Raw genomic sequence first — 21023 nt, 5'->3', positions numbered from 1 at the left:
GGCGCGGGCGCGCCAGCGCGCCGACCAGCCCTGGCCCGCCCCGGCCCGCCAGCCGCAGCCGGCGCTGCCGGAGCGGGCCGGGCCCGGTCTGGCGGCGGTGCCGGGCAGCGCACCCTGGCTGGCCCGGCTGGGCGCCCCTGCCAGCGACCGATGAGGGCCCAGGCATGCTGTGGCTGGGGGTGCACCTGCCGGTGCTGTCATTGGCGTCGCTGGCGGCCGAGCGCGGGCCCGCCGCCGCGGCCGAGCCGCTGGCGCTGATCGGTCAGCACCGGCTGCTGGCGGTCAATGCCGCCGCCCGGGCGCTGGGCCTGGCACCGGGCATGAAGCGCGCCACCGCGCTGGCGCTGTGTCCCACGCTGCAGCTGGGGGCGGCTGACGAGGCCCGCGACGCCCGTGCGCTGATGGATGCCGCGCACCGCCTGATGGTCTTCACGCCCAGCGTCGTGCTGTGCCCGCCCCAGGCCCTGCTGGCCGAGCTGCAGCCCAGCCTGCGCTGCTTCGGCGGTCTGGCGGCGCTGCGCGAGCAGTTGCTGGCCGCGCTGGCCCCGCTGGCGCAAGCGCTGCAACTGGCCTGGGCGCCCAGCGCCCAGGGCGCCGCCTGGCTGGCCCGCTGGGCGCCCGATGACACCGCTCCCGCGGCGCTGACCCAGGCGGTGCTGGCGCCGCCGCCACCGCCCGGTGGTGGCTACTCGCGCGATCCAGCCTGGGCGGCGCTGCAGCAGCGCCTGGACGCGCTGCCCGCCAGCGTGCTGGCCGACTCCCCGGCCCAGGCCGAGGCGCTGCAGGCCCTGGGCCTGGCCACGCTGGCCGAGTGGCGGCGCCAGCCGCGCGCCGGCCTGGCGCGCCGCTTTGGCCCGGCGCCGCTGGACGCGCTGGACCGTGCCTGGGGCACATCGCCTGATCCGCGCCAGCCGCTGCAGCCCCCCGAGCGCTTCTCTGAGCACCTGGAGCTGCCCGGCCGCACCGACGATGTCGAGCGCCTGCTCGAAGCCACCACGCTGCTGCTGGGTCGCCTGGCCGCCTGGGCGCGCGCGCTGCAGGCGCGGGTGGGGCGCTTCACGCTGATGTTCCACCACGAGACGCGCCTGCGCGCCGGCCCGGCCGGCGAGGCCGGCGCCCACACCAGCCCCTTCACGCTGGCGCTGGCCGAGCCCTCGGCCGATCCCGCCCACTGGCGGGCCCTGCTGCGCGAGCGCCTGGCGCGCGAGCCGCTGGCCGCGCCGGTGCTGGGCCTGACGCTGCGCTGCGACGAGCCGGTGCGCCGCCCCGGCCCGCCCGCCGCGTTGTTCGACGAGCCCGGCGCCAGCGGCGAGGGTCTGGTGCGCCTGCTTGAGCGCCTGCAGGCCCGCCTGGGTGAGCACAGCGTGGGCCGCCTGGCGCCGCGCCCCGAGCACCGCCCCGAGCAGGCCAGCAGCACCGAGCCGCTGCCGGCTTGGGAGCGCACGCGCAGCGCCCCGCCACCGCCCGCCGCCCGCCTGACCCGCCCCGCCTGGCTGCTGCCGCAGCCGCTGCCCCTGCCCGAGCAGCAGGCCCGCCCCTGGCTGGACGGCCAGCCGCTGCGCCTGCTGGCCGGCCCCGAGCGGATCGAGTCCGGCTGGTGGGACGGCACCCCGGTGGCGCGCGACTACTTCATCGCCCAGACGCCGCAGCAGGCCTTGCTGTGGATCTACCGGCTGCGCCCGGCGCCGCCCACCGGCCAGCCGGGCTGGTTCCTGCACGGACGTTTCGCCTGATCAGGCTTGCTTCAGTCGAAGGGCGCCACAGCAGCGACAATGCCCCGCCATGTCTCGCCCCTTGATGAGCCCCGCCGCCGACCAGCGCGGCGCCCCCAGCACCGACACCCTGGCCCTGGTGGCCAGCCTGTGGTTTGCGCTGGCCTGCAACCTGAGCTTCTGGCACGAGGTGCTGAGCGGCCGCGACGCCACCGCACCGGCCACCTGGCTGTTTGCCGGTGCGCTGTTCGTGGCCCTGGTGGCCGTGCACTTCCTGCTGCTGGGCCTGGTGCTGCACCGCGCCTGGACCAAACCGCTGCTGGGCGTGTTGCTGGTGGCCACCGCCTTTGCGGTGCACTACACGCAGAAGTTCAACGTCTACCTCGACCCGTCGATGCTGCGCAATGTGCTGCGCACCGACGTCAAGGAGGCCAGCGAGCTGTTCACCTGGAGCATGGCGCCGCACCTGCTGTTCTATGCGGTGCTGCCGCTGCTGCTGCTGTGGTGGGTGCCGATCCGCCGCCGCCGCTGGCCGGGCGCGCTGGCGCGGCGCATCGCGTGGCTGCTGCTGGCCGTGGTGCTGGGCGTGGGCGCGGTGATGACCGTGTTCCAGGATTTCGGCAGCCTGATGCGCAACCGCAAGGAGCTGCGCTACCTGATCACGCCGGCCAACTACCTGTACTCGCTGGGCCGCGTGGCCGTGGCCGATACCCGCAGCGCCGCCAAGCCGCGCGAGCCGCTGGGCACCGACGCCACCCCCGGCCCCGCCTGGGCCGGCCGCAGCAAGCCCACGCTGTTCGTCTTCGTGCTGGGCGAGACCGCCCGCGCCGCCAACTGGGGCCTGTCGGGCTATGCGCGCCAGACCACGCCACAGCTGGCCGAGGTGCCGGGCCTGATCAACTTCAAGGACGTCAGCGCCTGCGGCACCAACACCGAGACTTCGGTGCCCTGTCTGTTCTCGCCCTGGGGCCGGCGCCAGTACGACGAGGACCGCATCCGCGGCAGCCAGGGCCTGCTGCATGTGCTGGACCATGCCGGCCTGGGCACCTTCTGGCGCGACAACCAGTCGGGCTGCAAGGGCGTCTGCGACGGCCTGCCCAACGAGCGCCTGGCCACCACCGCCAGCACGCTGTGCGATGGCGAGCGCTGCCTGGACGAGGCGCTGCTGCGCGACCTGGACGCGCCGCTGGTCTCGGCCGTGTCCACCGCCGCCAGTGCCGCTGCGGGCCGGTCCAAGGCCCTGACCAACAGCCGCGTGGTGGTGCTGCACATGCTGGGCAATCACGGCCCGGCCTACTACAAGCGCTACCCGGCCAGCTTCCGCCGCTTCGAGCCCACCTGCGACACGCCCGACCTGCGCCAGTGCGAGATCCCGCAGATCGTCAACACCTACGACAACGCGCTGCTCTACACCGACCATGTGCTGGCCCGCACGATTGACTGGCTCAAGGCGCGGCAGGACCACTACGACACCGCGCTGATCTACGTGTCCGACCATGGCGAATCGCTGGGCGAGAACCGCCTGTTCCTGCACGGCGTGCCCTACGCCATCGCGCCCAAGGAGCAGACCCAGGTGCCGATGGTGGCCTGGTTCTCGCCAGGCTTCACCGACAGCCGTCGCCTCGACCTGGGCTGCGTGCAGGCGCGCGCCAACCAGCCCGCCTCGCACGACCACCTGTTCCACAGCGTGCTCGGCCTGATGGATGTGAAGACCGCGGTGCGCGAGCCCGCGATGGACCTGTTCGCGCCCTGCCGTCGATGATGCTGCCACCCCCCGTCACCCCGCTCGATCAGATCGACACCACGCTGGCCGACCAGGGCTTTGCGGTGCTGGATGCCGAAGGCGCCGCTCGCCTGCTGGGCACCGATGCGCGTGCGCTGGATGCCTGGCTGCCCCACTGGGACCGCCTGCCGCCCGACCGCTACCTGAAGGACGGCGGCCGCTACCGCTACCGCCGCCACGGCTGCTTCATCGTCGACGGCGAGCAGGTCACGCTGGCGCCGCACCGGCCGCACTGGCAGCCGGTCGAGTACAACGCGCTGCACGGCGGCATCGAGCGCCACTTCGAGCCGATCGAGCCGGCGCTGCTGGCGCATCCGCTGTGGAACCGCTGGCTGGTGGCGATGGCCGCGCGCGCCTCGGCCCTGAAGGGCGCGCAGCGCTGGTTTGTCGAGGCGCATCCGTTTCGCATCGACACCACCGATGGCATCGGCCGCCCCACGCCCGAGGGCGCGCACCGCGACGGCGTCGACCTGGTCACCGTCACGCTGGTGGCCCGCCAGGGCATCAAGGGCGCCGAGACCCGCGTCTTCGCCGCCCAGGGCCGCCAGGGCCAGCGCTTCACGCTCAGCCAGCCCTGGAGCACGCTGCTGCTCGACGACGAACGGGTGATCCACGAGTCCACCCCCATCCAGCCCGCCGAACCCGGGGGCCATGGCCACCGCGACACGCTGGTGCTGACCTTCCGGGCGAACGGCTTCCAGGGGCCCTGAACCGGGCATGGGCGACTTCCGCTGGGGACTGATCGGGCCGGGCGGCATCGCCCACCGCTTTGCCCAGGCCGTGCAGGCGCTGCCCGGCGCGCACCTGGCCGCCGTGCTGGGCCGCCAGCCCGACAAGACCGCTGCCTTTGCCGCGCGGTGGCAAAGGACCGACAAGCCCGCGCCGCGTGTGGCGGCTGGCTTCGATGAGTTGATCGGTGCCGGTGCCCTGGACGCCGTCTACATCGCCACGCCGCACAGCGCGCACGGCGAGTGGGTGCGCGCCTGCCTGCAAGCGGGCCTGCCTGTGCTGTGCGAGAAGCCGCTGGTGCCGCACGCGGCGCTAGGGCGCGAGCTGGTCGCGCTGGCCCAGCAGCGGCAGGTGTTCCTGATGGAGGCGCTGTGGACGCGCTTCCTGCCGATCTACGCGCTCATCGGCCAGTGGCTGGCCGAGGGGACGATCGGGCGGCTGCAAACCGTCCAGTCCAGCTTCTGCTTCCCCGCCGATGCAGGGCCCGAGAGCCGGCTGTTCAACCCGGCGCTGGCCGGTGGTGCGCTGCTGGACATCGGCATCTACAACCTGTCGATGTCGCGCTGGGCCGTGGCCGCGGCCACCGGGCAGGCCAGCGACCCGCTGGACCTGGTGGTGGACGGCGTGCTGGCCGCCACCGGTGTGGATGCGCGGGTCACGGCCACGCTGCGTTTCCCAGCCGCGATCCAGGCCCAGTTCGTCTGCGGTTTCGACGGCGCCGCCGAGAACAGCCTGGCGCTGTTCGGCTCACAGGGCTCGATCGGGGTGCCGCAGCACTTCTGGGAAGGCACGCGGGCCGTGCTGACGCGGGCCGGCCAGGCGCCCGAGGTCCACGAGCGGCCTTTTGCGCTCAACGGCTTCGAGTACGAGATCGCCGAGGCCATGCGCTGCATCCGCGCCGGCCTGACCGAGTCGCCGCAGATGCCGCTGGCCGAGACGCTGGCCACCCTGGCCTGCATGGACGAGATCCGCGGCCGGCTGGGGGTGCGCTATCCCTTCGAGCAGGCGCCCTGAAAGCGCCCGCCCGGGGAAGCTCAGTCCAGCGGCGAGTCCAGGTCCTGCAGGCCGGCGATCGCCTTCTGGTAGGCCGCGAACACGTCGATGCGGCCGTTGCCGATCATCGCGTTGGGCCACACCGTGGCGGCGGTGCCGCCGCAGGTCTGGTTGACCGGGTTGGTCACGCCGCTGCGCTGGGCGGTCTTGTTCAGCAGCTTTTCCACCGCGGCCGGGTTGCCTTTCAGCGTGGGCACGGCCGACATCAGCAGCGCCGCGGCGCCGGCCACGTGGGGTGTGGCCATGCTGGTGCCGCTGAGCGTGGCATAGGTGTTGGGCGGGTAGGCCGAGTTGACGTTGACGCCGGGCGCCGACACATCGGGCTTCACGCCCTTGCCGGTGACCGGGCCGCGGCTGGAGAAGCTGGCCAGCTTGTCGGCGCTGTCGGTGGCGCCGATGGTGTAAGACAGCGGGTAGATCGCCGGTGGTTCGGTGATCGTGCCGCAGCTGGGGCCCGAGTTGGTGGCGGCGGCCACGAACAGGATGCCGCCCTTGACCAGGTTGGTCACCGCGCCCTTGATTTCATTGCCCACCGTGCAGCCCTCGCCGAGGGTGCAGCTCCACGAGTTGCTGATGATGTCCGGTGCCAGATCCGGGTTGGGGTTCTGGTTGGCCAGGTCGGTGGGCGCCAGCAGCCACTGCATGCACTCGATGTAGGTGGCGGGCGTGCCGTTGCCGGCGTTCATGTTGCGGCAGCCGATCCACTTGGCGCCCGGCGCCACGCCGATCTGGTGGGTGGCCTTGTCATCGCCCGCAAAGGTGCCGGCGGTGTGGGTGCCGTGGCCGTTGTCGTCGCAGGGCGCGGGCGAGTTGGCGGGGCAGCTGCCATTGGCCACATGGATCGCGTCATGCCAGCTGTAGTTGTGGTCGGCGGTGCTGCCGTTCCAGCCGCGGTACTGGGATTTCAGCGCCGGGTGGTCCCAGCGGTAGCCGGTGTCCTGGCCAGCGATCACCACGCCCTGGCCGGTGAAGCCGGCGGCCCACACCTGCGGGGCCTTGATCTTGTCGACGCCCCAGGCCACGGTGGAGACGCTCTCGGTCTGCGCCGGCTGCCCGCTGGGCCGGGGCAGGGCCACGGCAATCGTCGGGTTGGGATCGATGCGGGCCACCTCGTCGCGCTCGGCCAGCGCCGCCAGCTCGCTGGCATTGAGCCGGGCGTGGACGATGTTGGCGATCCAGAAGGGCTGGTAGGCGATCTGGCGGGCATCCATCCAGGCGCGCAGACCGCGCTGCTGCTCGTCGGCGCGCGCCACCAGCGCGCCGACCAGCGCGCGGCGGCGCGCCTTGTAGTCGGCGTCGGCGGCCAGCGGTGCCGTGGCGGGCGTGCGCTGGTCCTTCAGCACGATCAGGGCCTCGGTGCGGCCCTGGCGCTGCGCGGCGGCGGCCAGATCGGGGTGGACCTGACCGGCCCAGCTGCTGCCGCCAAGCAGGGCGAGCGTGCTCAGGGTCAGCGCGCCGGCGCGGCCAAGGGAGAGTCGGAAAGCCATGGGAACTCCTGAAGTGGCAGGCGAGGGAACGCCGACGCGGCCGATGGTAGGGCCGGCCTGATCGGCGGCGGCCTGCCGCACGCGACGTCTCCCTAGAACTCAGGTCCGCGGGCGCCGCTACGGCTTGGCCTGGATCAAGCTAGGGATGCGGGTTAACCCTAGTCCTCTGTCACAATGCTGGCGACAGGCCGCCATCGAGATGAGCCGTGGAGACCGTTGTACCACCCACGATGGAAAGGCCCACCATGCCCCGCATCAGCTTCCTGCTGGCCAGCCTCACCCTGCTGACCACCAGCGCCTTCGCCGCCGACCCGGCCGCGCCCGCCCACGCCAACGCCGACCACCCCGCCGTGGCCCAGCAGCGCCTGGCCGCCCGCGCCAGCATCGACCCCAACACCTTCCTGGTCCAGCCGCCCGCCAGCGTGCACTGGACCGCGGCCCCCTCAGCGACCCGGCATGCCAATGGCGCGCACCCGGCGGTGATCGTTGCCGCGCGCACCGCGGCCGCCATTGACCCGAACACCTTCCTGGTCCAGCCGCCGGCCACCACCGCCTGGACCGCACCGGCCCCGACGCTGCAACTGGCCGACGCCACGCGCTGAACCAGCCCACCTCGGTGGCCCGCGGTCCCGCGGCCTGTCATGATGCCGCCATGACACGCCATGCCGTGGGCCGCGGAGCTGGCCGATGAGCGACGCCCCCTGGGTGCTGTACGGCGCGCCGGGCTCGGGCTCGGACGCCGTCGTCATGGCCCTGCGTGCCTGCGGCCTGCGCCACCGCCTCGTGCTGGCGGCCACCTGGGAGCCCGGCGAGGGCCTGGAGGCCCTGCGGCGCATCAACCCGCTGGCGCAGGTCCCCACCCTGCAGCTGCCCGATGGCACGGTGCTGAGCGAAAGCGCCGCCATCCTGATCCACCTGGGCCTGCAGTGCCCGGCCGCCGGCCTGCTGCCCGCCGAGGCCAGCCGCCGCGCGCAGGTGCTGCGCGCGCTGGTCTACATTGCCGCCAACTGCTACCCGGCGGTCAGCATCAGCGACTACCCCGAGCGCTGGACCACCGCCACCAGCACCAGCGCCCAGGCCAAGGTGCGTGCGGCCGCGCGGGCGCAACTGCACCGCGCCTGGGAGATCTTCGCCGACCAGTTCGGTGCGCTGCTGCACGACGAGCCACCCGGTGCCTTGGCGATGCTCGCGGTGGTGGTGTCGCGCTGGTCGGGCACGCGGGCGCATCTGAAGCGGACCCATCCCGCGATGCACCAGACGCTGACCGCGCTGGCCGAGCACCCCCGACTGCAACTGCCCTGACCGGCGTGCTGGTAGAGTGGACCCACGCGCGATGCAGCGTCAGCGCGCGTCAGGGGAGAGAACGAAATGAAGACCAAAAGGATCTTGCTGGCCGTGCCCGTGCTGGCACTGCAGGCCTGTGGCGGTGGCAGCAGCGAACCCACTGACGGTGCATGCCTGCACCTCTACCTGGAACCGATCGTGCTGATCGATCGCGTGAGCGTGGAAGGCGAGACCGGCACCATCAGCCGCGCCGTGATCACCGATCTGCAGCGCGACGGCCAAGTGGTGTCACTGCAGCAGCTCGCGGTGAGCTCGGGCGTCGAGGAGACCGCGCAAGGCCTGGTGTGCACGCTGCCCTGCGGCCTGGGGAACACCGAAGGCACCTACACCTTCCAGCTCACCGCGTCGGGCTTCGCGCCACGCGCGGTGACAGTGAACGCGCGCTACGCGGTCTTCCAGGGCGGGTGCCCCTCGTCCAACGACGGTGGGACCCACGTCAGCGCGGTGATGAAGCGTCTGTGATGACCACCGGGCGCTGGCGCCGCGCTGCCAGACCACGCTGCGCCAACAGCTCCCCGCACCTGCGCCGGCCGCTGACCAGGGTGGCCCAGGCCAAGTCCGCGATCGACACCAGCTACGGTGATGCCCAGCACCTGAACCGGGCCGCGCCCGTGCTGCTCAAGGCCATGTCGGCGGAACCCGGCAACGCGGCCATCTGTGTGCAGGCGGCGCGCCTGACCATCAAGGGCGGCCCTGTGGTGGCCAGCCAGTTCCAGCCCGGCACGGTCGAGGCCTACATCGAGCCGATCGACAAGGCGCTGGCGCTGGACCCGGCCCACCAGAAAGCCCACATCCTGAAGGCCCAGGTGCACGACATCCGGGGCAGTACGACGCCGAGCGGCAGTCCTACCTGCGGGCGGGCACGCCCCATGCGGCGTTCCCGGTGTTCAAGAAGGTCCTGCAGATGGGTCCCGGCGAAGGCGCCGAGCAGCGCAGTGCCTACGTGGCGTCGCTGGTTGAGCTGGCCGGCTTCACGCTGTGCCCGCGAGGCCTTGCAGACGATGAATGACAGCGCTGCCCTTGGGCGTGGGTCGTGAGCGTGCTGGCGCAGATCGTCCGATAACGTAGGCGCTTCCAGGTTTGACTGACGCGCGGCAAGGTCAGCACGACGCAGGTCGCGGACACTGGCTCCTGGGGCCGTGGTGGCGCGGCCGTCGGGCCCAGACCATGACAGGCACTGACGAACTCCTGGCGCAACGCCGCAGCGTGGCCCGCTATGCGTGGTGGATCACTGCCGGCATCGCTGTGCTGTGTGTGCTGGTGCCGTTTTTCTACGCGTTCACCCGGCCAGGTGGCGCGCCGGATCAGTTCAACGCGGCGGCCAATCTGGCCGAACTGGTCGGGATGGCCGGCAGCCTGTCGACGCTGTCGTTTCTGGTCGTGGCCGTGATGTTTCGCGAGAACGGGCCCGCGGCCAGAAGGCGCTTGCCTGCGGCCATGAAGCAGGCCCTGGACGAAGGCCTGATCCTGACGGCCGGCTATTGGCTGCTGTTCATCGCGATGTCCAGCACGGGTGGGGACGGCGATGGGATTCTGCGCGGCTGGTTGATCATCCTGTACCCGCCCATTCTGGTGGCCTATGTCATGCTCAACTCCCGGCGTGGGCATGACCGTGGTGCCATCGGCTAGACGTCAATACAGCATCCAAGGAGGAGGACCGACGATGAAATCGGGCATGGGGGTCGCCGTGCTGGCGCTCATGGTGGGGCTGCTGCTGGCCGACAGCCTGTCGCCCACCGGGGCGATTGGGGTGCTGACGGCCATTGGCGCCGCCCTGTGGGTGCGCCAGCAGCGCCGGCTGGAGGCCCTGGAAGCGCAGCTCAGGCAGCAGGCGGCCCGGCTGACCAGCGTGGCCGCACAGGCCGAGCAGGCAGACAAGCGTGTTGATGCCGCGGCGGCTGCCGCGGTGAAGGCGCCCACGGCTGAGGCGCCGGCTGCGCCGACCGTGCCCGCGGCACCGACCGTCCTGGTGGCGGCAGCGGCCATGCCGGCCCCGGCCCCGGCGGCGGCAACTGCAGCGTCGCCCACCCATGCACCTGTGGCCACTCCTGTGGCTGCACCGGCCCCCGCGTCGGTGCGCGCACCGCAGGCCGCATCGCCGCTGGAGCCGGATGAGCACAGCCCCCTGGTCACCAGCTCACTGGGGGCCAGCCTGCAGGCCTGGTTCACCGGCGGCAACACCATCGTGCGGCTGGCGGTGCTGGTGCTGCTGGTCGGCGTGGCCTTCCTGGTGCGCTATGCAGCCGAGAACGCGCTGCTGCCGATCGAGCTGCGCCTGACCGGTGCGGTCGGGCTGGGCATGGCGCTGGTGTGGGCCGGCTGGCGTCTGCGCGGCCAGCGGCGCGGCTACGCGCTGACGCTGCAGGGTGGTGGCGTGGGCGTGGTCTACCTGGTGCTGTTCGCGGCGTTCCGGCTTTACCAACTGCTGCCGGCGGGGCTGGCGTTCGTGCTGCTGGTGGCGGTGGGTGTGTGCACCACGCTGCTGGCCCTGCGACAGGACGCGCAGCCGCTGGCGGCCTTGGCCTTTGCCGGCGGCTTCCTGGCGCCGGTGCTCACCTCCACCGGCCAGGGCAGCCATGTGGCGCTGTTCAGTTTCTACCTGGTGCTCAACCTGTCGATCGCCTGGCTGGCCACGCAGCGCGCCTGGCGGTTGCTGAACGTGCTGGGTGCTGGCTTCACGGTGGCGATTGGCAGCGCCTGGGGCTTGTCGAGCTGGGAAGCCGCGCTGCTGCCCAGCACCGAGCCCTTCCTGCTGGCACACCTGGCGCTCTACCTGTTCATCACCGTGCAGTACAGCCTGCGCCTGCTGGCGCAGCAGGACGATCGGCTGCCGCTGGTGGACGGGGGCTTGTTGTTCGGCGTGCCCATCGCCGCCTTCGGCCTGCAGGCTGGCATGGTGGCGCATCTGCCCTTTGGCGTGGCGGTGAGCGCGGCGCTGCTGTCAGCCGTCTACCTGGGCCTGACCCGCTGGTTGTGGCGCCGAGCCGGCGAGCGTCTGCGCGTGCTCAGCGAGGGCCTGCTGGCCCTGGGCGTGGTCTTTCTGGCCTTGGTGGCGCCGCTGGCCCTGGATGGCCGCTGGACGGCTGCCGCCTGGGCGCTGCAGGGCGCCGGCGTGGCCTGGGTGGCCCTGCGGCAGCGGCGACCGTTGGCGCTGGGGCTGGGCCTGCTGTTGCAGGGGCTGGCAGCGCTGTCGTTCTGGCTTGTCGGTGCGCTCACCGACGACACGCTGGCCTGGCCGCTCAATGCGCGGCTGGCCGGCGCGCTGCTGCTGTCGGCGTCGGCCCTGTTCTGTGCCCGTCAGCTGCTGCACGCCGCCGACCCGTCGAAGGGCGGCCTGTGGCGTCTGGGCCCGCCGAGGCTCAAGCACCTGCACCACCTGCTGCTGGCGGTGGGCGTGGCCCATGCGCTGGCCGGTGTCGGGCTGGAACTGATGCGCGCGCCGTGGCGCGTGCCCGAGGCCGAGCAGATGCTGCGCATGTGGCTGGCGCTGGCGGCCGTGGGGCTGGCGACCCTGCGCTGGCGGCTGCAGTGGCTGGCGGCGGGCACGGCGTCGCGCTGGCTGATGGGCGCGGCGCTGGTGCTGTCGGCCGGGGCGCTGCTGGAGGACGCCACCGGGCTGTCCACCGGCACCTGGCCGAACTGGCGCGACGGCGGCCTGGCTGAGCTGGCCTGGCTGTGGCTGGCCGCGCTGTGGCTGCTGCGCCGGGACGACCAGGCCGCGGACGCTGCTGCACACAGCCCGGCGATCAGCCACCTGCTGCTGTACGGCCACGCGCTGGTGGCGGTGGCGGCGCTGGCCCATGCCGTGGGCGGCGCCAGCATCGCCCGCCACGAGGCCTGGACGGCCGCGCTGCCGCTGGCCGCGCCGCTGCTGCTGATGCTGGCCCTGTTGGCGCAGGCGCGCCGCGGTGCCTGGCCGGCAGCACGCCACGCCGACGCGCTGCGCCGCGGGCTGGCCTGGCCGCTGGCCGGGCTGGCGCTGCTGTGGTCGTGGGCGGTCAACCTGCTGGTGGACGGCGCGATGTGGCCGCTGCCCTACCTGCCGCTGCTCAACCCGCTGGACCTGGCGCACGGCTTGTTGGTGCTGTATGTCTGGCGCCTGTGGCGCGATCAGCCGCCACGCGATGTGGACCCGCGCGGCGTGCTGGTGCTGCTGGCGGCCAGCGGCTTTTGGTGGCTCAATGCGCTGGCGGTGCGCACGCTGCACCACTGGGCCGACACGCCGCGCTGGCTGGAGGGCGCGCTGCAGTCGGGCACCGTGCAGGCCACGCTGAGCCTGCTGTGGACGCTGTGCGCGCTGGCGGTCATGTTCACCGCCAGCCGGCGCGCGCTGCGCGTGCTGTGGATTGGCGGCGCGGTGCTGCTGGGGGCGGTGGTGCTGAAACTGCTGCTGGTCGATCTGTCGCACACCGGCGCGCTGATGCGCATCGTCTCGTTCATCGGCGTGGGGCTGTTGATGCTGGTGATCGGCTACCTGTCGCCGCTGCCACCGGCCCATCCGGAGCGCCAACCATGAGGATGTCTCTGCGCTCCTTGCGCCCGGTGGCGGGCCTGGCTGCCGTGCTGGCCGCGCTGGCTGTGCCCGCGGCTGAGGACAGGCCGCAGGCCTATGCCGTGGCGGTGGACCTGCAGCCGCAGGGCAGCGAATCGCTGCAGCGCCTGCGGCTGCCGTTGGCGGTGCTGCAGGCCTCGCGGGCTGCCGGCTGGGCCGATCTGCGCGTCTTCGATGGCGAGGGCCGCGCGCTGCCCATGGCCTGGAGCGGAACGCCGCAGGCCGCGCCGCCGCCGCTGCGCGAGCTTGCCTTGACGCCACTGCGCTGGCCAGGCACCGCGCCACGCAGCGGCAGCGAGGCCGCCGGCGTGGTGGTGGATGCCGGTGATGTGCGCGTGCAGATCAGGCGCCCTGTGCCGGGTGCCACCGCCAGCGTGGCCGGCCAGCCCGAGGTCTGGTTCCTGGACCTGGCCACACTGGGCGAGGAGCGGCCGCGCGCACTGCGCCTGGACTGGGCGCCGCTGCCCGATGGCCAGGGCCTGGTGCGCCAGGTGCGCGCCGAGGCCAGCACCGATGCGCAGCAGTGGCGTGCCGTGGGCTCGGCCGTGCTGGTGGAGCTCCCCGCCGCGGCGGGCGAGGCACGTCACATGGTGCACAGTCGGCTGGCGCTGGCGACGCTGGACGCCACGCTGCGCTACCTGCGCCTGAGCGCCGACGGCCCCTGGCCGCTGCGCGCGGTGCAGGCCGAGGTGCTGGGTGACGCGCCGGACGACGAGACCAGCCTGGACAGCCTGCGCCTGCCGCTGCCCGAGGACGGCGTGCTCGATCCCGGTGCCGCGCTGCCGCTGCGCGGGCTGGCGCTGCACTTCGAGGGCGGCACCGGCGTGGCCCCGTTCAGCCTGCAGCGCCCGCTGGCGCCGGCCGTCGCCGGCCAGCCAGTGGCGTGGCAGGTGGTGGCCAGTGGCACCGCCTACCGGCTGCAGCAGGGCGGCTCGACGATCGAGTCGCCGCCGCTGCCCCTGTCGGTGGCCCCGGCGGCGCGCTGGCAGCTGCGCTTCGCCCCCGAAGCGACGCTGCGCCCGCAGGCCGTGACGCTGCGCTGGCGCGCGCCGGAGCTGGTGGTGGCCACTTCTGGCCGGCCACCCTACCGCCTGGCCGTCGGCCGGGCCGACGCCAGCCCCGCCATGCTGCCGCTGGCCACGCTGATGCCCGGCTACCGCCGCGGCGACGAGCACCGCCTGCCCCAGGCCAGCCTGGGCCCGCTGGTCGCGCGCGATGGCGCTGGCAGCCTGTTCAACGCGGACCCGGCGGCCCTGCGCCGCTGGCTGTTGTGGGCTGCACTGGCGGGGGCGGTGGTCGGCCTGGGCGTGCTGGCCTGGCGGCTGGCGCGCGAGATGAAGGCGCCGCCGGGCTGACCGGCGGCCCCGGCGCTCAGCGCCCCATCAGGTTGGTGGCCTCCCCGCTGAGCCGCCCGAATGCGTCCGAGGCCAGCCAGGCCTGGGCCTGTGGCCGGCCGAACACCACGGCGTCCAGGAAGGCGGCCTGGAGGTTCTCGAACCAGGCGCAGTAGACGGCCTTCAACTGGCCGCACTGGCCCAGGTCGTAGGTGCCATGCACCGGGCCGCCATCGGCCGAGCGCTGGGCGCTCCAGGCGATCAGCTTGGCGCCGCGCGCCGCGCTGAAGAAGGACGTGGGCCGCGACACCAGGAAGGCGTCCAGATCGCCACCGCGGTCGTCGCGGCCGGTGAGCCACAGCACGCCGGCACCGTCAGCGATCCCGTTGAAGCTGTGGTGCTGGTCTGCCGGATTGGCCTCCAGGGTGTCGACGAAGCCGCTGTTGAAGCCCGCCCAGGCCGGCCCGCGTGGTGAACTCAGCAGGTAGGCCTTGACGTTGGGCAGGCCGACGGGCTCGATCACCACGCCGTTGTAGCGCTGCTGAGCGCCGGCCATTTTCAGCGTCACCTCGCTGCCGCCGGACCAGCCACCCACCACCACGCGGCTCCAGTCCAGCGCCACCGGCAGCGTGGCAGCCAGCCGCTGCAGTTCGGCCGCCACGAACTGGGCGTTGAGCGGGCCGTGCACCTTCCAGCCCAGGAACTCGCGACAGGCGTCAGGCAGGACCATCCCGGCCTGGGCGCAGGTTTGCAGGTCATCCGCGGTCAGGGTGGTCCAGGGCATGCGGCCGATATGGACCACGGCAAAGCCCAGCCGGGCCAGCGCTTCGCCGTGCTCGGCGCTGCTGGTCTGGCCCCTGGAGACGCGCGAGCCCACCGGCGCGCCGGGGTCGCGCCAGCTGGTGGTGCCACCGCCGTGGTGCCAGATCACCACCGGCAGCGGCGCGCTCCCACGCACCACCGGCCAGCGCAGGCGCAAGGGCACCGGGTGGTCATGGCGGGCCGAGTCGGTCCAGTCGAAGTCCTGCGTGCGCAGCCGGGTGTGGTGATTCAGAGGCACATAGGCCGAGCCGGGGTCGGGGGTGGTGCGGGCTTCGCGGCGGTGCAGCTCCAGATGGTTGTCGCTCATGATGCGCGCATTGGGTCCGCCCAGCCAGGTCCAGGCCGCCGGTACGCCGCCGAGCACCGCATCCATCCAGGCCTGCCCCGTGCTCAGCAGGCCGGCGCAGACCGAGGCGCGCACCGCATCGCCGTCGGCGCACAGGCTGCTGTCCAGGTCGACCGTGGCGTGGTCGATCTCGGGGCGATCACTCCAGGCCAGCAGTTTGCGGCCGGGCGCGGCCTGCAGGAAGGCTGCGATCCGCGCCTGCGAGGGGCAGCGGTCCTGGCCGTTGTAGTCACCCATCGCGGTGTTGAAGAGGAAGGGGCGGGCGTCAATGCCATCGAAGCTGTCCTCCTGAAAGCCCGAGTCGCCGTCCTCGTCAAAAGCACAGGCCCAGGTGGGCCGCCGTGGCGCATCGGCCATGAAGCCGATCACGCCGGGCACGGCGGTGGGCGGGATCACCAGATCGCCGAAGCGCTGATAGGCCCCGGCCAGGTTCATCGTCGGCTGCGTGCCCGCCGACCAGCCGCCGACGACGATGCGCGTCAGGTCCAGGGGCTGGCCCATGTCCGCTGGCAGGGCGATCCGGCCCTGGCGCAGCGCCTCGACGACGAAGGCGATGTTGGCGGGCGCATGAACAGTCTGGCCCAGCTTGTGCATGCAGGTCTGGCGCTCCTGGCGCGTCAACCGGCCGCTGGGGGGCGCCCAGCCAGCCTGGCGGCACTGGCGCACCGCCGCTGCGTCGAGCTGTTCCAAGGGCATGCGGCCGATGTGGATCACCGCGTAGCCGGCCCGGGCAAAGCTCTTGCTGCGCTCCGGGCTGCCGAGCTGCCCGTCCGAGATCCGCGGCGATGGCCCCCGCGGGTTCCGCCAGAACGTGGCGCCGCCGCCGTGGTTCCAGATCACCACCGGGATCGGCGCCGTGGCGCCCACGGGATAGCGCAGCCTGAAGGGCACCGGGTGGCCGGCACGGGCGGGGTCAGGCAGCTCATAGTCCGCCGTTCTCGTGTCGTGGCTGGCGACCGGCACGTAGGCGCAGTCGTTGGTCTGACCTGGCCCGCAGGCACAGGCCGATGCCGTCAGCAGCGACGCAGCGATGCTCAGGATGCGCTTCAAGACGATCTCCTCCGCAGCTCCTGCCGAAATCTTGGGCAGGTTGGGCGCGACAGGCAACGCCTAGAACGTGTGGGGAAGCCTTGACCCAGGTCGCCCTGCCCGCCGTGCTCGGTGGGCGCGCACTGTCCCCAGGGATGCGGCCACCCGCTCACTCGTGCCGCAGCGCCTCGATCGGGTCCAGCCGCGCCGCCCGCCGCGCCGGGAAGTAGCCGAAGACCACGCCGATCAGCGCCGAGAAGGCGAAGGCCAGCAGGTTCACGCCGGGGTTGAACAGAAAGGGCACCTGCATCAGCCCGGCCAGGCCCACCGCCGCAGCGTTGGCCAGCACGATGCCCACCAGGCCGCCCAGCGACGACAGCACTACCGCCTCGACCAGGAACTGCAGCAGCACCTCGCGCTCGAGCGCGCCGATGGCCAGGCGCACGCCGATCTCGCGGGTGCGCTCGGTCACGCTGACCAGCATGATGTTCATGATGCCGATGCCGCCCACCAGCAGGCTCACCGCGGCCACCGCGCCCAGCAGCGAAGTCATCAGCTGCGTGGTGCCACTCAGCGTCTGGGCGATCTGCGCGGTGTCCAGCACGTTGAAGTTGTCGTCCTGGCCGTCGGCCAGCTTGCGGCGCTCGCGCAGCACCCTGGTCAGGGCGGCAGTGACCTGAGTGGCATCGGCGCCATCGGCCATCGACACCAGCAGCGTGTTGATGCGGGTGGAGCCGGTGACACGGCGCAGCGCGGTGCGCAGCGGCACGATGAGGGTGTCGTCCTGATCCATGCCCATCGCCGCCTGGCCTTTGGACGCCAGCATGCCGATGATCTCGCAGGAGAAGGTCTTGACGCGGATGCGCTGGCCGATGATGTCGGCGTTGGCACCGAACAGCTCGCGCTGGACGGTGGCGCCCACCAGGCACACCGCGGCACCGGCGGCCTGCTCATCGGCGGTGAAGATGCGGCCGCTGGCCAGGGTCCAGTTGGCGGCGGCGAAGTAGGCGTCGGTGCTGCCGGTCACGGTGCTCGACCAGTTCTTGCCGTTGGCCACCACGGTGACGCCGCTGCGCACCTCGGGCGCCACCGCCTTGAGGCCGCCCACCTGGCTGGCGATGGCCTCGACATCGGCCTCCTTGAAGGCCGGCGCGCCCGCGGTGTTGGGGCCGAAGGCCAGTCGCTGGCCCGGCCGCACCTGCAGCAGGTTGGAGCCCAGGCTGGAGATCTGCTGGCGCACCGCCTGCGTGGCGCCATTGCCCAGCGTGACCATGGTGATCACCGCGGCCACGCCGATGACGATGCCCAGCACGGTGAGAAAGCTGCGCAGCAGGTTGCGGCGGATCGCCCGCAGCGCCAGGAACAGGGTGTTGGCCCACATCAGGCGGGCTCCTCGGTCACGGGCTCGTCGCGTTCCACCCGGCCGTCGCGGAAGTGCACGATGCGCCGCGCGAAGGCCGCCATCTCGGGCTCGTGGGTGACCATCAGCACGGTGATGCCCTGCTCGTGGTTGAGGCGCTGCAGCAACTGCATGATCTCGCGGCTGCGCTCGGTGTCGAGGTTGCCAGTGGGCTCGTCGGCCAGCAGCACGGTGGGGCGGGTGACGATGGCGCGGGCAATCGCCACGCGCTGCTGCTGGCCGCCGGAGAGCTCGGCCGGCGTGTGGTCGGCCCAGTCGGTCAGGCCCACCTCGGCCAGCGCGGCGCGGGCGGCGGCGTGGCGGGCGGCGGTGCTTTCACCGCGGTAGACCAGCGGCAGCTCCACGTTCTCCAGCGCCGAGGTGCGCGCCAGCAGGTTGAAGCCCTGGAACACGAAGCCCAGGTGGCGCCGACGCAGGCGGGCGCGGGCATCGCGGTCCAGACGCTGCACCGCGATGCCGTCAAACAGGTACTCGCCGCCTGTGGGCGTGTCCAGGCAGCCCAGCAGGTTCATCACCGTGGACTTGCCCGAACCGCTGGGGCCCATCACCGCGACGAACTCGCCCTGGTCAATGTCCAGGTCGATGCCCTTGAGCGCCTGGAAGGCCACCGCGCCCTGGCCATAGGTCTTGGTCACGCCGCGCAGGCGGATCAGCGGGCCGTCGTTCATGGGGCGGGCGTGCTGCGCTGCTGGGTGATGACCTCCAGGCCTTCGCTCAGGCCCTCGCCGCTGACCTCGGTGACGCGGCCGTTGGACAGGCCCACGGTCACCGGCAGCGCCACCGGCCGGCCGTCCTTCAGCACCCACACCTGGCGCGGCTGGCCGGCGCGGGCGCCGGGCGCGCTGCTGCCGGGCTTGCGCTGGTTCATGCCGGGCGGGCGTGGCATCAGCTGCGCGACGATGCTGCCGCCGCCCGACGGGGCGACCGAGGCGGCGCCAGCCGCCGCCGGCTGAAAGCCCAGCGCGGTGTTGGGCACCAGCAGCACATCGGTGCGCTCCGTGGCGGCGATGGTGGCGGTGGCGGTCATGCCCGGGCGCAGGCTCAGGTCGGGGTTGTCCACCTGCAGCTGGGTGGTGTAGGTGACCACGTTGTCGGTGATGGTGGAGCCGTAGGCGACGCGGGTGATCGTGGCCGGGTAGTTGCGGCCGGCCCAGGCGCTGACGGTGAAGCGCGCCTTCTGGCCCACGCGCACCTGGCCGACATCGGCCTCGTCCACATTGACCGACAGCAGCAGTTTCGAGAGATCCGGCGCCAGCGTGAACAGCGTGACCGCCTGCAGCGAGGCGGCCACCGCATTGCCGGGCTCGACCGCGCGCGTGAGCACCACGCCGTCGATCGGCGAGCGGATCGAGGCCTTGGCCAGGTTGGTCTCGTCGGTGCGCAGCGTCGCCTGGGCCTGGGTGACGCCCGCGGCCGCGCTGGCCTCGCTGGCGCGCGCCTGGTCGAGCGCGGCGCGGGCATTGTCCAGCTCGGTGGCCGCGGGGAGTTGGCCGCCCGACAGGCGCTGCACCTCCTCCAGCCGGGCCAGCGAGGCCCTGGCCAGCGCGGCGCTGGCTCGGGACTGGGCCAGCGCCGCCTGGGCTGCCTGCAGCGCGGCGCGCGACTTGCCCACCTGGTCGCTGAGCTTGGCGGTGTCCAGGCGCACCAGCACCTGGCCCTTCTTCACGCGGTCATTGACGTCGACCAGCACCTCGGCCACGGTGCCGCTGAGCTCGCTGCCGATGCTGACCGAGCGCGTGGGCTGCAGGGTGCCGTTGGCGCTGACCGTCAGCGCCACGTTGCCGCGGGTGACCGCTTCGGTCAGGTAGTGCGGCGCCTGGGCGGCCTGGCGGTCGGCGCGCCACCACAGCGCCAGGGTGCCGGCGGCCAGCACGGCGCCCACGGCCAGCCAGGGGCCGGGGCGGCGCCACAGCGGGCGCTGGTCGCCGCGCAGCCAATCGGGAAGGTGTTCAGACGCAGTCATGGGGCAGGGGTGTGTTCAGCGGGCGGCGGGGGCATCCCAGCCACCGCCCAGCGATTTCCAGGTGCGGATCAGGTGGGACGCCTGGTCGGCGCGGGCAGCGATCCAGGACAGGTCAGTGGAGAGTGCGGTGCGCTGTGCCTCGAGCAGCGCTGCGGTGTTGATCAGGCCGGCCTGCTGGCGTGCCTGGCTGAGCCGCATCGCCTGCTGCGCGGCCTGGGCCGACAGGCGCAGCGCCGTCTGGCGCTCGGTGGCGCCGCGCAGGGCGACCAGGCTGTCCTCGGTGTCCTTCAGTGCGCTCAGCAGCGCGGCGTCGTAGCGGGCGCGGGCGGCCTCCAGCGCGGCGTCCTGCTGGTCGCGCTGGGCGGTCTGGCGGCCGCCGTCGAGCAGCGTCCAGTCCGCCGCGGCGCCCAGCGTGGCCAGCGCCGCACCGGGCTGGCCCAGGCCGGCCAGCGTGGCCGCCTGCAGGCCCAGCGTGCCGGTGAGGGCGAGGCCCGGCCAAGCGGCGCGGTCGGTCTGGCGGCGGCGCAGCCAGGCGGCCTGCACACCGGCCTCGGCCGACAGCAGGTCGGGGCGGCGGCGCAGCAGGTCGGCGGGTTGACCGGTGGCCAACTGGCTCAGCGCCTGATCCAGCTGCGGCCAGCCGAGGTCCATCAGGCTGCCGCTCGCCTCGGGCAGCGGCGTGGCCGGGCCGTCGCCGGTCAGCACCGCGATCGCGTGCTGGTCCTGGGTCACCTGGGTGTTCAGGGCCAGCAGGCTGGCGCGGGTGCTCTCCAGCGTCTGCACCGTCTGCTCCACGTCCAGCGCGCTGGCCAGGCCGGCCTGGGCGTTCCAGCGCACCAGCGAGGCGGTGTGCTCCAGGCTGCGCAGGCTGGCCTGGGTGATCTGCTGGCGCGCCAGGTCGGCCTGCCACTGGGTCCAGGCCAGGCCCAGTTCGGCCAGCAGGGCCAGGCGGGTGGCGGCCAGGTCGGCTTCGGCAGCGCGCTCGTCGGCGCGGCTGGCGGCCAAGCCCAGCGACTGGGCGCCCCACAGGTCGGCCTCCCAGCTGGCGCTGAAGCCCAGCGACAGGCTGGTGCTGCCGCCCATGCCGTCGGCCTGCTGGCGTTGGGCCTGGCTGCCCAGTGACAGACTGGGCCGCGTGGCGGCCTCGCTGGCGGCGCGCAGCGCGCGGGCCTGGCGCAGCGCGGCCTGGGCGCTGCGCAGGCTGGTGTTGCGCGTCAGCGCGCGCTCGGCCAGGGTGTTGAACTCGGCGCTGCCCAGTTGCTGCCACCAGGTGGCCAGCGCGGTGTTGGCGACTGGCCGGTCGGTGTCGGTGGCGGTCCAGCGGGCAGGCAGCTCGGCGGTGGAATCGGGGGGCGTGGCGGCGCGCTCGACGCTGGCGCAGGCGGCCAGCAGCAGGGGCAACAGCGCAGTGAATCGACGTGGGCTTGGCAAGGACATGAGGGCGGGGCG

Annotated in this window: 17 protein-coding genes; 11 read left to right on the top strand and 6 right to left on the bottom strand. The window is 73.0% G+C overall.

Annotated features, from left to right (window positions below):
- Positions 1-164: 164 nt before the first annotated feature.
- Genes KAK06_RS08505 through KAK06_RS08490 form a run of 4 tightly spaced genes read left to right on the top strand, consistent with a single transcriptional unit; the run spans position 165 to position 5238 of the window.
- Complete coding sequence (locus tag KAK06_RS08505) at positions 165-1733, top strand: Y-family DNA polymerase (protein ID WP_210801509.1); 1569 nt, start codon at positions 165-167, stop codon at positions 1731-1733.
- A gap of 49 nt (positions 1734-1782) precedes the next feature.
- Positions 1783-3474 (top strand): phosphoethanolamine transferase, encoded by a 1692-nt coding sequence (locus KAK06_RS08500; RefSeq protein ID WP_247652727.1) that lies wholly within the window; start codon positions 1783-1785, stop codon positions 3472-3474.
- Positions 3471-4205 (top strand): 2OG-Fe dioxygenase family protein, encoded by a 735-nt coding sequence (locus KAK06_RS08495; protein WP_210801508.1) that lies wholly within the window; start codon positions 3471-3473, stop codon positions 4203-4205. Before KAK06_RS08500 ends, KAK06_RS08495 begins: the two co-directional genes overlap by 4 nt.
- Positions 4206-4212: 7 nt before the next feature.
- A complete protein-coding gene (locus KAK06_RS08490; RefSeq protein WP_210801507.1) occupies positions 4213-5238 on the top strand; it encodes a Gfo/Idh/MocA family protein in 1026 nt (341 codons plus the stop codon).
- 20 nt (positions 5239-5258) lie between these two features.
- Here KAK06_RS08490 and KAK06_RS08485 read toward each other — a convergent pair whose 3' ends face one another.
- Positions 5259-6764, bottom strand: a complete 1506-nt coding sequence (locus KAK06_RS08485; RefSeq protein ID WP_210801506.1) for a S8 family serine peptidase — start codon at positions 6762-6764, stop codon at positions 5259-5261.
- A gap of 245 nt (positions 6765-7009) precedes the next feature.
- On the opposite strand from KAK06_RS08485, the gene KAK06_RS08480 reads away from it, so the two are divergent.
- The 7 genes from KAK06_RS08480 to KAK06_RS08450 all read left to right on the top strand — a co-directional run bounded on the left by KAK06_RS08480 (position 7010) and on the right by KAK06_RS08450 (position 14015).
- Positions 7010-7366 (top strand): hypothetical protein, encoded by a 357-nt coding sequence (locus KAK06_RS08480; protein WP_210801505.1) that lies wholly within the window; start codon positions 7010-7012, stop codon positions 7364-7366.
- 85 nt (positions 7367-7451) lie between these two features.
- On the top strand, positions 7452-8066 hold the full coding sequence (locus KAK06_RS08475) for a glutathione S-transferase family protein (RefSeq protein WP_210801504.1): 615 nt from the start codon (positions 7452-7454) through the stop codon (positions 8064-8066).
- 66 nt (positions 8067-8132) lie between these two features.
- Positions 8133-8570: a hypothetical protein gene (locus tag KAK06_RS08470; RefSeq protein WP_210801503.1), complete on the top strand. Its 438-nt coding sequence runs from the start codon at positions 8133-8135 to the stop codon at positions 8568-8570.
- Complete coding sequence (locus tag KAK06_RS08465; protein WP_210801502.1) at positions 8570-9145, top strand: tetratricopeptide repeat protein; 576 nt, start codon at positions 8570-8572, stop codon at positions 9143-9145. Before KAK06_RS08470 ends, KAK06_RS08465 begins: the two co-directional genes overlap by 1 nt.
- Before the next feature lie 130 nt (positions 9146-9275).
- Positions 9276-9737, top strand: coding sequence for a hypothetical protein (locus tag KAK06_RS08460; protein WP_210801501.1), 462 nt, complete (start codon positions 9276-9278; stop codon positions 9735-9737).
- Between the two features lie 34 nt (positions 9738-9771).
- On the top strand, positions 9772-12624 hold the full coding sequence (locus KAK06_RS08455) for a DUF2339 domain-containing protein (RefSeq protein ID WP_210801500.1): 2853 nt from the start codon (positions 9772-9774) through the stop codon (positions 12622-12624).
- A complete protein-coding gene (locus KAK06_RS08450) occupies positions 12621-14015 on the top strand; it encodes a DUF3999 family protein (protein ID WP_210801499.1) in 1395 nt (464 codons plus the stop codon). Before KAK06_RS08455 ends, KAK06_RS08450 begins: the two co-directional genes overlap by 4 nt.
- A gap of 16 nt (positions 14016-14031) precedes the next feature.
- Here the strand turns inward: KAK06_RS08450 and KAK06_RS08445 are convergent, their stop codons facing one another.
- The 5 genes from KAK06_RS08445 to KAK06_RS08425 all read right to left on the bottom strand — a co-directional run bounded on the left by KAK06_RS08445 (position 14032) and on the right by KAK06_RS08425 (position 20975).
- Positions 14032-16212, bottom strand: coding sequence for an alpha/beta hydrolase (locus KAK06_RS08445; RefSeq protein WP_210801498.1), 2181 nt, complete (start codon positions 16210-16212; stop codon positions 14032-14034).
- Positions 16213-16360: 148 nt separating this feature from the next.
- Positions 16361-17572, bottom strand: a complete 1212-nt coding sequence (locus tag KAK06_RS08440) for an ABC transporter permease (RefSeq protein WP_210801497.1) — start codon at positions 17570-17572, stop codon at positions 16361-16363.
- A complete protein-coding gene (locus KAK06_RS08435) occupies positions 17572-18279 on the bottom strand; it encodes an ABC transporter ATP-binding protein (protein WP_210801496.1) in 708 nt (235 codons plus the stop codon). The genes KAK06_RS08440 and KAK06_RS08435 overlap by 1 nt, the downstream gene beginning before the upstream one ends.
- Positions 18276-19574: an efflux RND transporter periplasmic adaptor subunit gene (locus tag KAK06_RS08430; protein ID WP_210801495.1), complete on the bottom strand. Its 1299-nt coding sequence runs from the start codon at positions 19572-19574 to the stop codon at positions 18276-18278. The genes KAK06_RS08435 and KAK06_RS08430 overlap by 4 nt, the downstream gene beginning before the upstream one ends.
- A gap of 15 nt (positions 19575-19589) precedes the next feature.
- Positions 19590-20975, bottom strand: coding sequence for an efflux transporter outer membrane subunit (locus tag KAK06_RS08425; RefSeq protein ID WP_210801494.1), 1386 nt, complete (start codon positions 20973-20975; stop codon positions 19590-19592).
- Positions 20976-21023 lie beyond the last annotated feature (48 nt).

Source organism: Ideonella aquatica, from assembly GCF_018069755.1.
Classification (GTDB): domain Bacteria; phylum Pseudomonadota; class Gammaproteobacteria; order Burkholderiales; family Burkholderiaceae_C; genus Ideonella; species Ideonella aquatica.
This window is presented reverse-complemented; position numbering and strand designations above follow the sequence as displayed.

Excerpts from the sequence above, each read along its gene's own strand:
- KAK06_RS08505 (WP_210801509.1), top strand. The coding sequence starts at position 165 with ATGCTGTGGCTGGGGGTGCACCTGCCGGTGCTGTCATTGGCGTCGCTG.
- KAK06_RS08500 (WP_247652727.1), top strand. The coding sequence starts at position 1,783 with ATGTCTCGCCCCTTGATGAGCCCCGCCGCCGACCAGCGCGGCGCCCCC.
- KAK06_RS08495 (WP_210801508.1), top strand. The coding sequence starts at position 3,471 with ATGATGCTGCCACCCCCCGTCACCCCGCTCGATCAGATCGACACCACG.
- KAK06_RS08490 (WP_210801507.1), top strand. The coding sequence starts at position 4,213 with ATGGGCGACTTCCGCTGGGGACTGATCGGGCCGGGCGGCATCGCCCAC.
- KAK06_RS08485 (WP_210801506.1), bottom strand. The coding sequence starts at position 6,764 with ATGGCTTTCCGACTCTCCCTTGGCCGCGCCGGCGCGCTGACCCTGAGC.
- KAK06_RS08480 (WP_210801505.1), top strand. The coding sequence starts at position 7,010 with ATGCCCCGCATCAGCTTCCTGCTGGCCAGCCTCACCCTGCTGACCACC.
- KAK06_RS08475 (WP_210801504.1), top strand. The coding sequence starts at position 7,452 with ATGAGCGACGCCCCCTGGGTGCTGTACGGCGCGCCGGGCTCGGGCTCG.
- KAK06_RS08470 (WP_210801503.1), top strand. The coding sequence starts at position 8,133 with ATGAAGACCAAAAGGATCTTGCTGGCCGTGCCCGTGCTGGCACTGCAG.
- KAK06_RS08465 (WP_210801502.1), top strand. The coding sequence starts at position 8,570 with ATGACCACCGGGCGCTGGCGCCGCGCTGCCAGACCACGCTGCGCCAAC.
- KAK06_RS08460 (WP_210801501.1), top strand. The coding sequence starts at position 9,276 with ATGACAGGCACTGACGAACTCCTGGCGCAACGCCGCAGCGTGGCCCGC.
- KAK06_RS08455 (WP_210801500.1), top strand. The coding sequence starts at position 9,772 with ATGAAATCGGGCATGGGGGTCGCCGTGCTGGCGCTCATGGTGGGGCTG.
- KAK06_RS08450 (WP_210801499.1), top strand. The coding sequence starts at position 12,621 with ATGAGGATGTCTCTGCGCTCCTTGCGCCCGGTGGCGGGCCTGGCTGCC.
- KAK06_RS08440 (WP_210801497.1), bottom strand. The coding sequence starts at position 17,572 with ATGTGGGCCAACACCCTGTTCCTGGCGCTGCGGGCGATCCGCCGCAAC.
- KAK06_RS08435 (WP_210801496.1), bottom strand. The coding sequence starts at position 18,279 with ATGAACGACGGCCCGCTGATCCGCCTGCGCGGCGTGACCAAGACCTAT.
- KAK06_RS08430 (WP_210801495.1), bottom strand. The coding sequence starts at position 19,574 with ATGACTGCGTCTGAACACCTTCCCGATTGGCTGCGCGGCGACCAGCGC.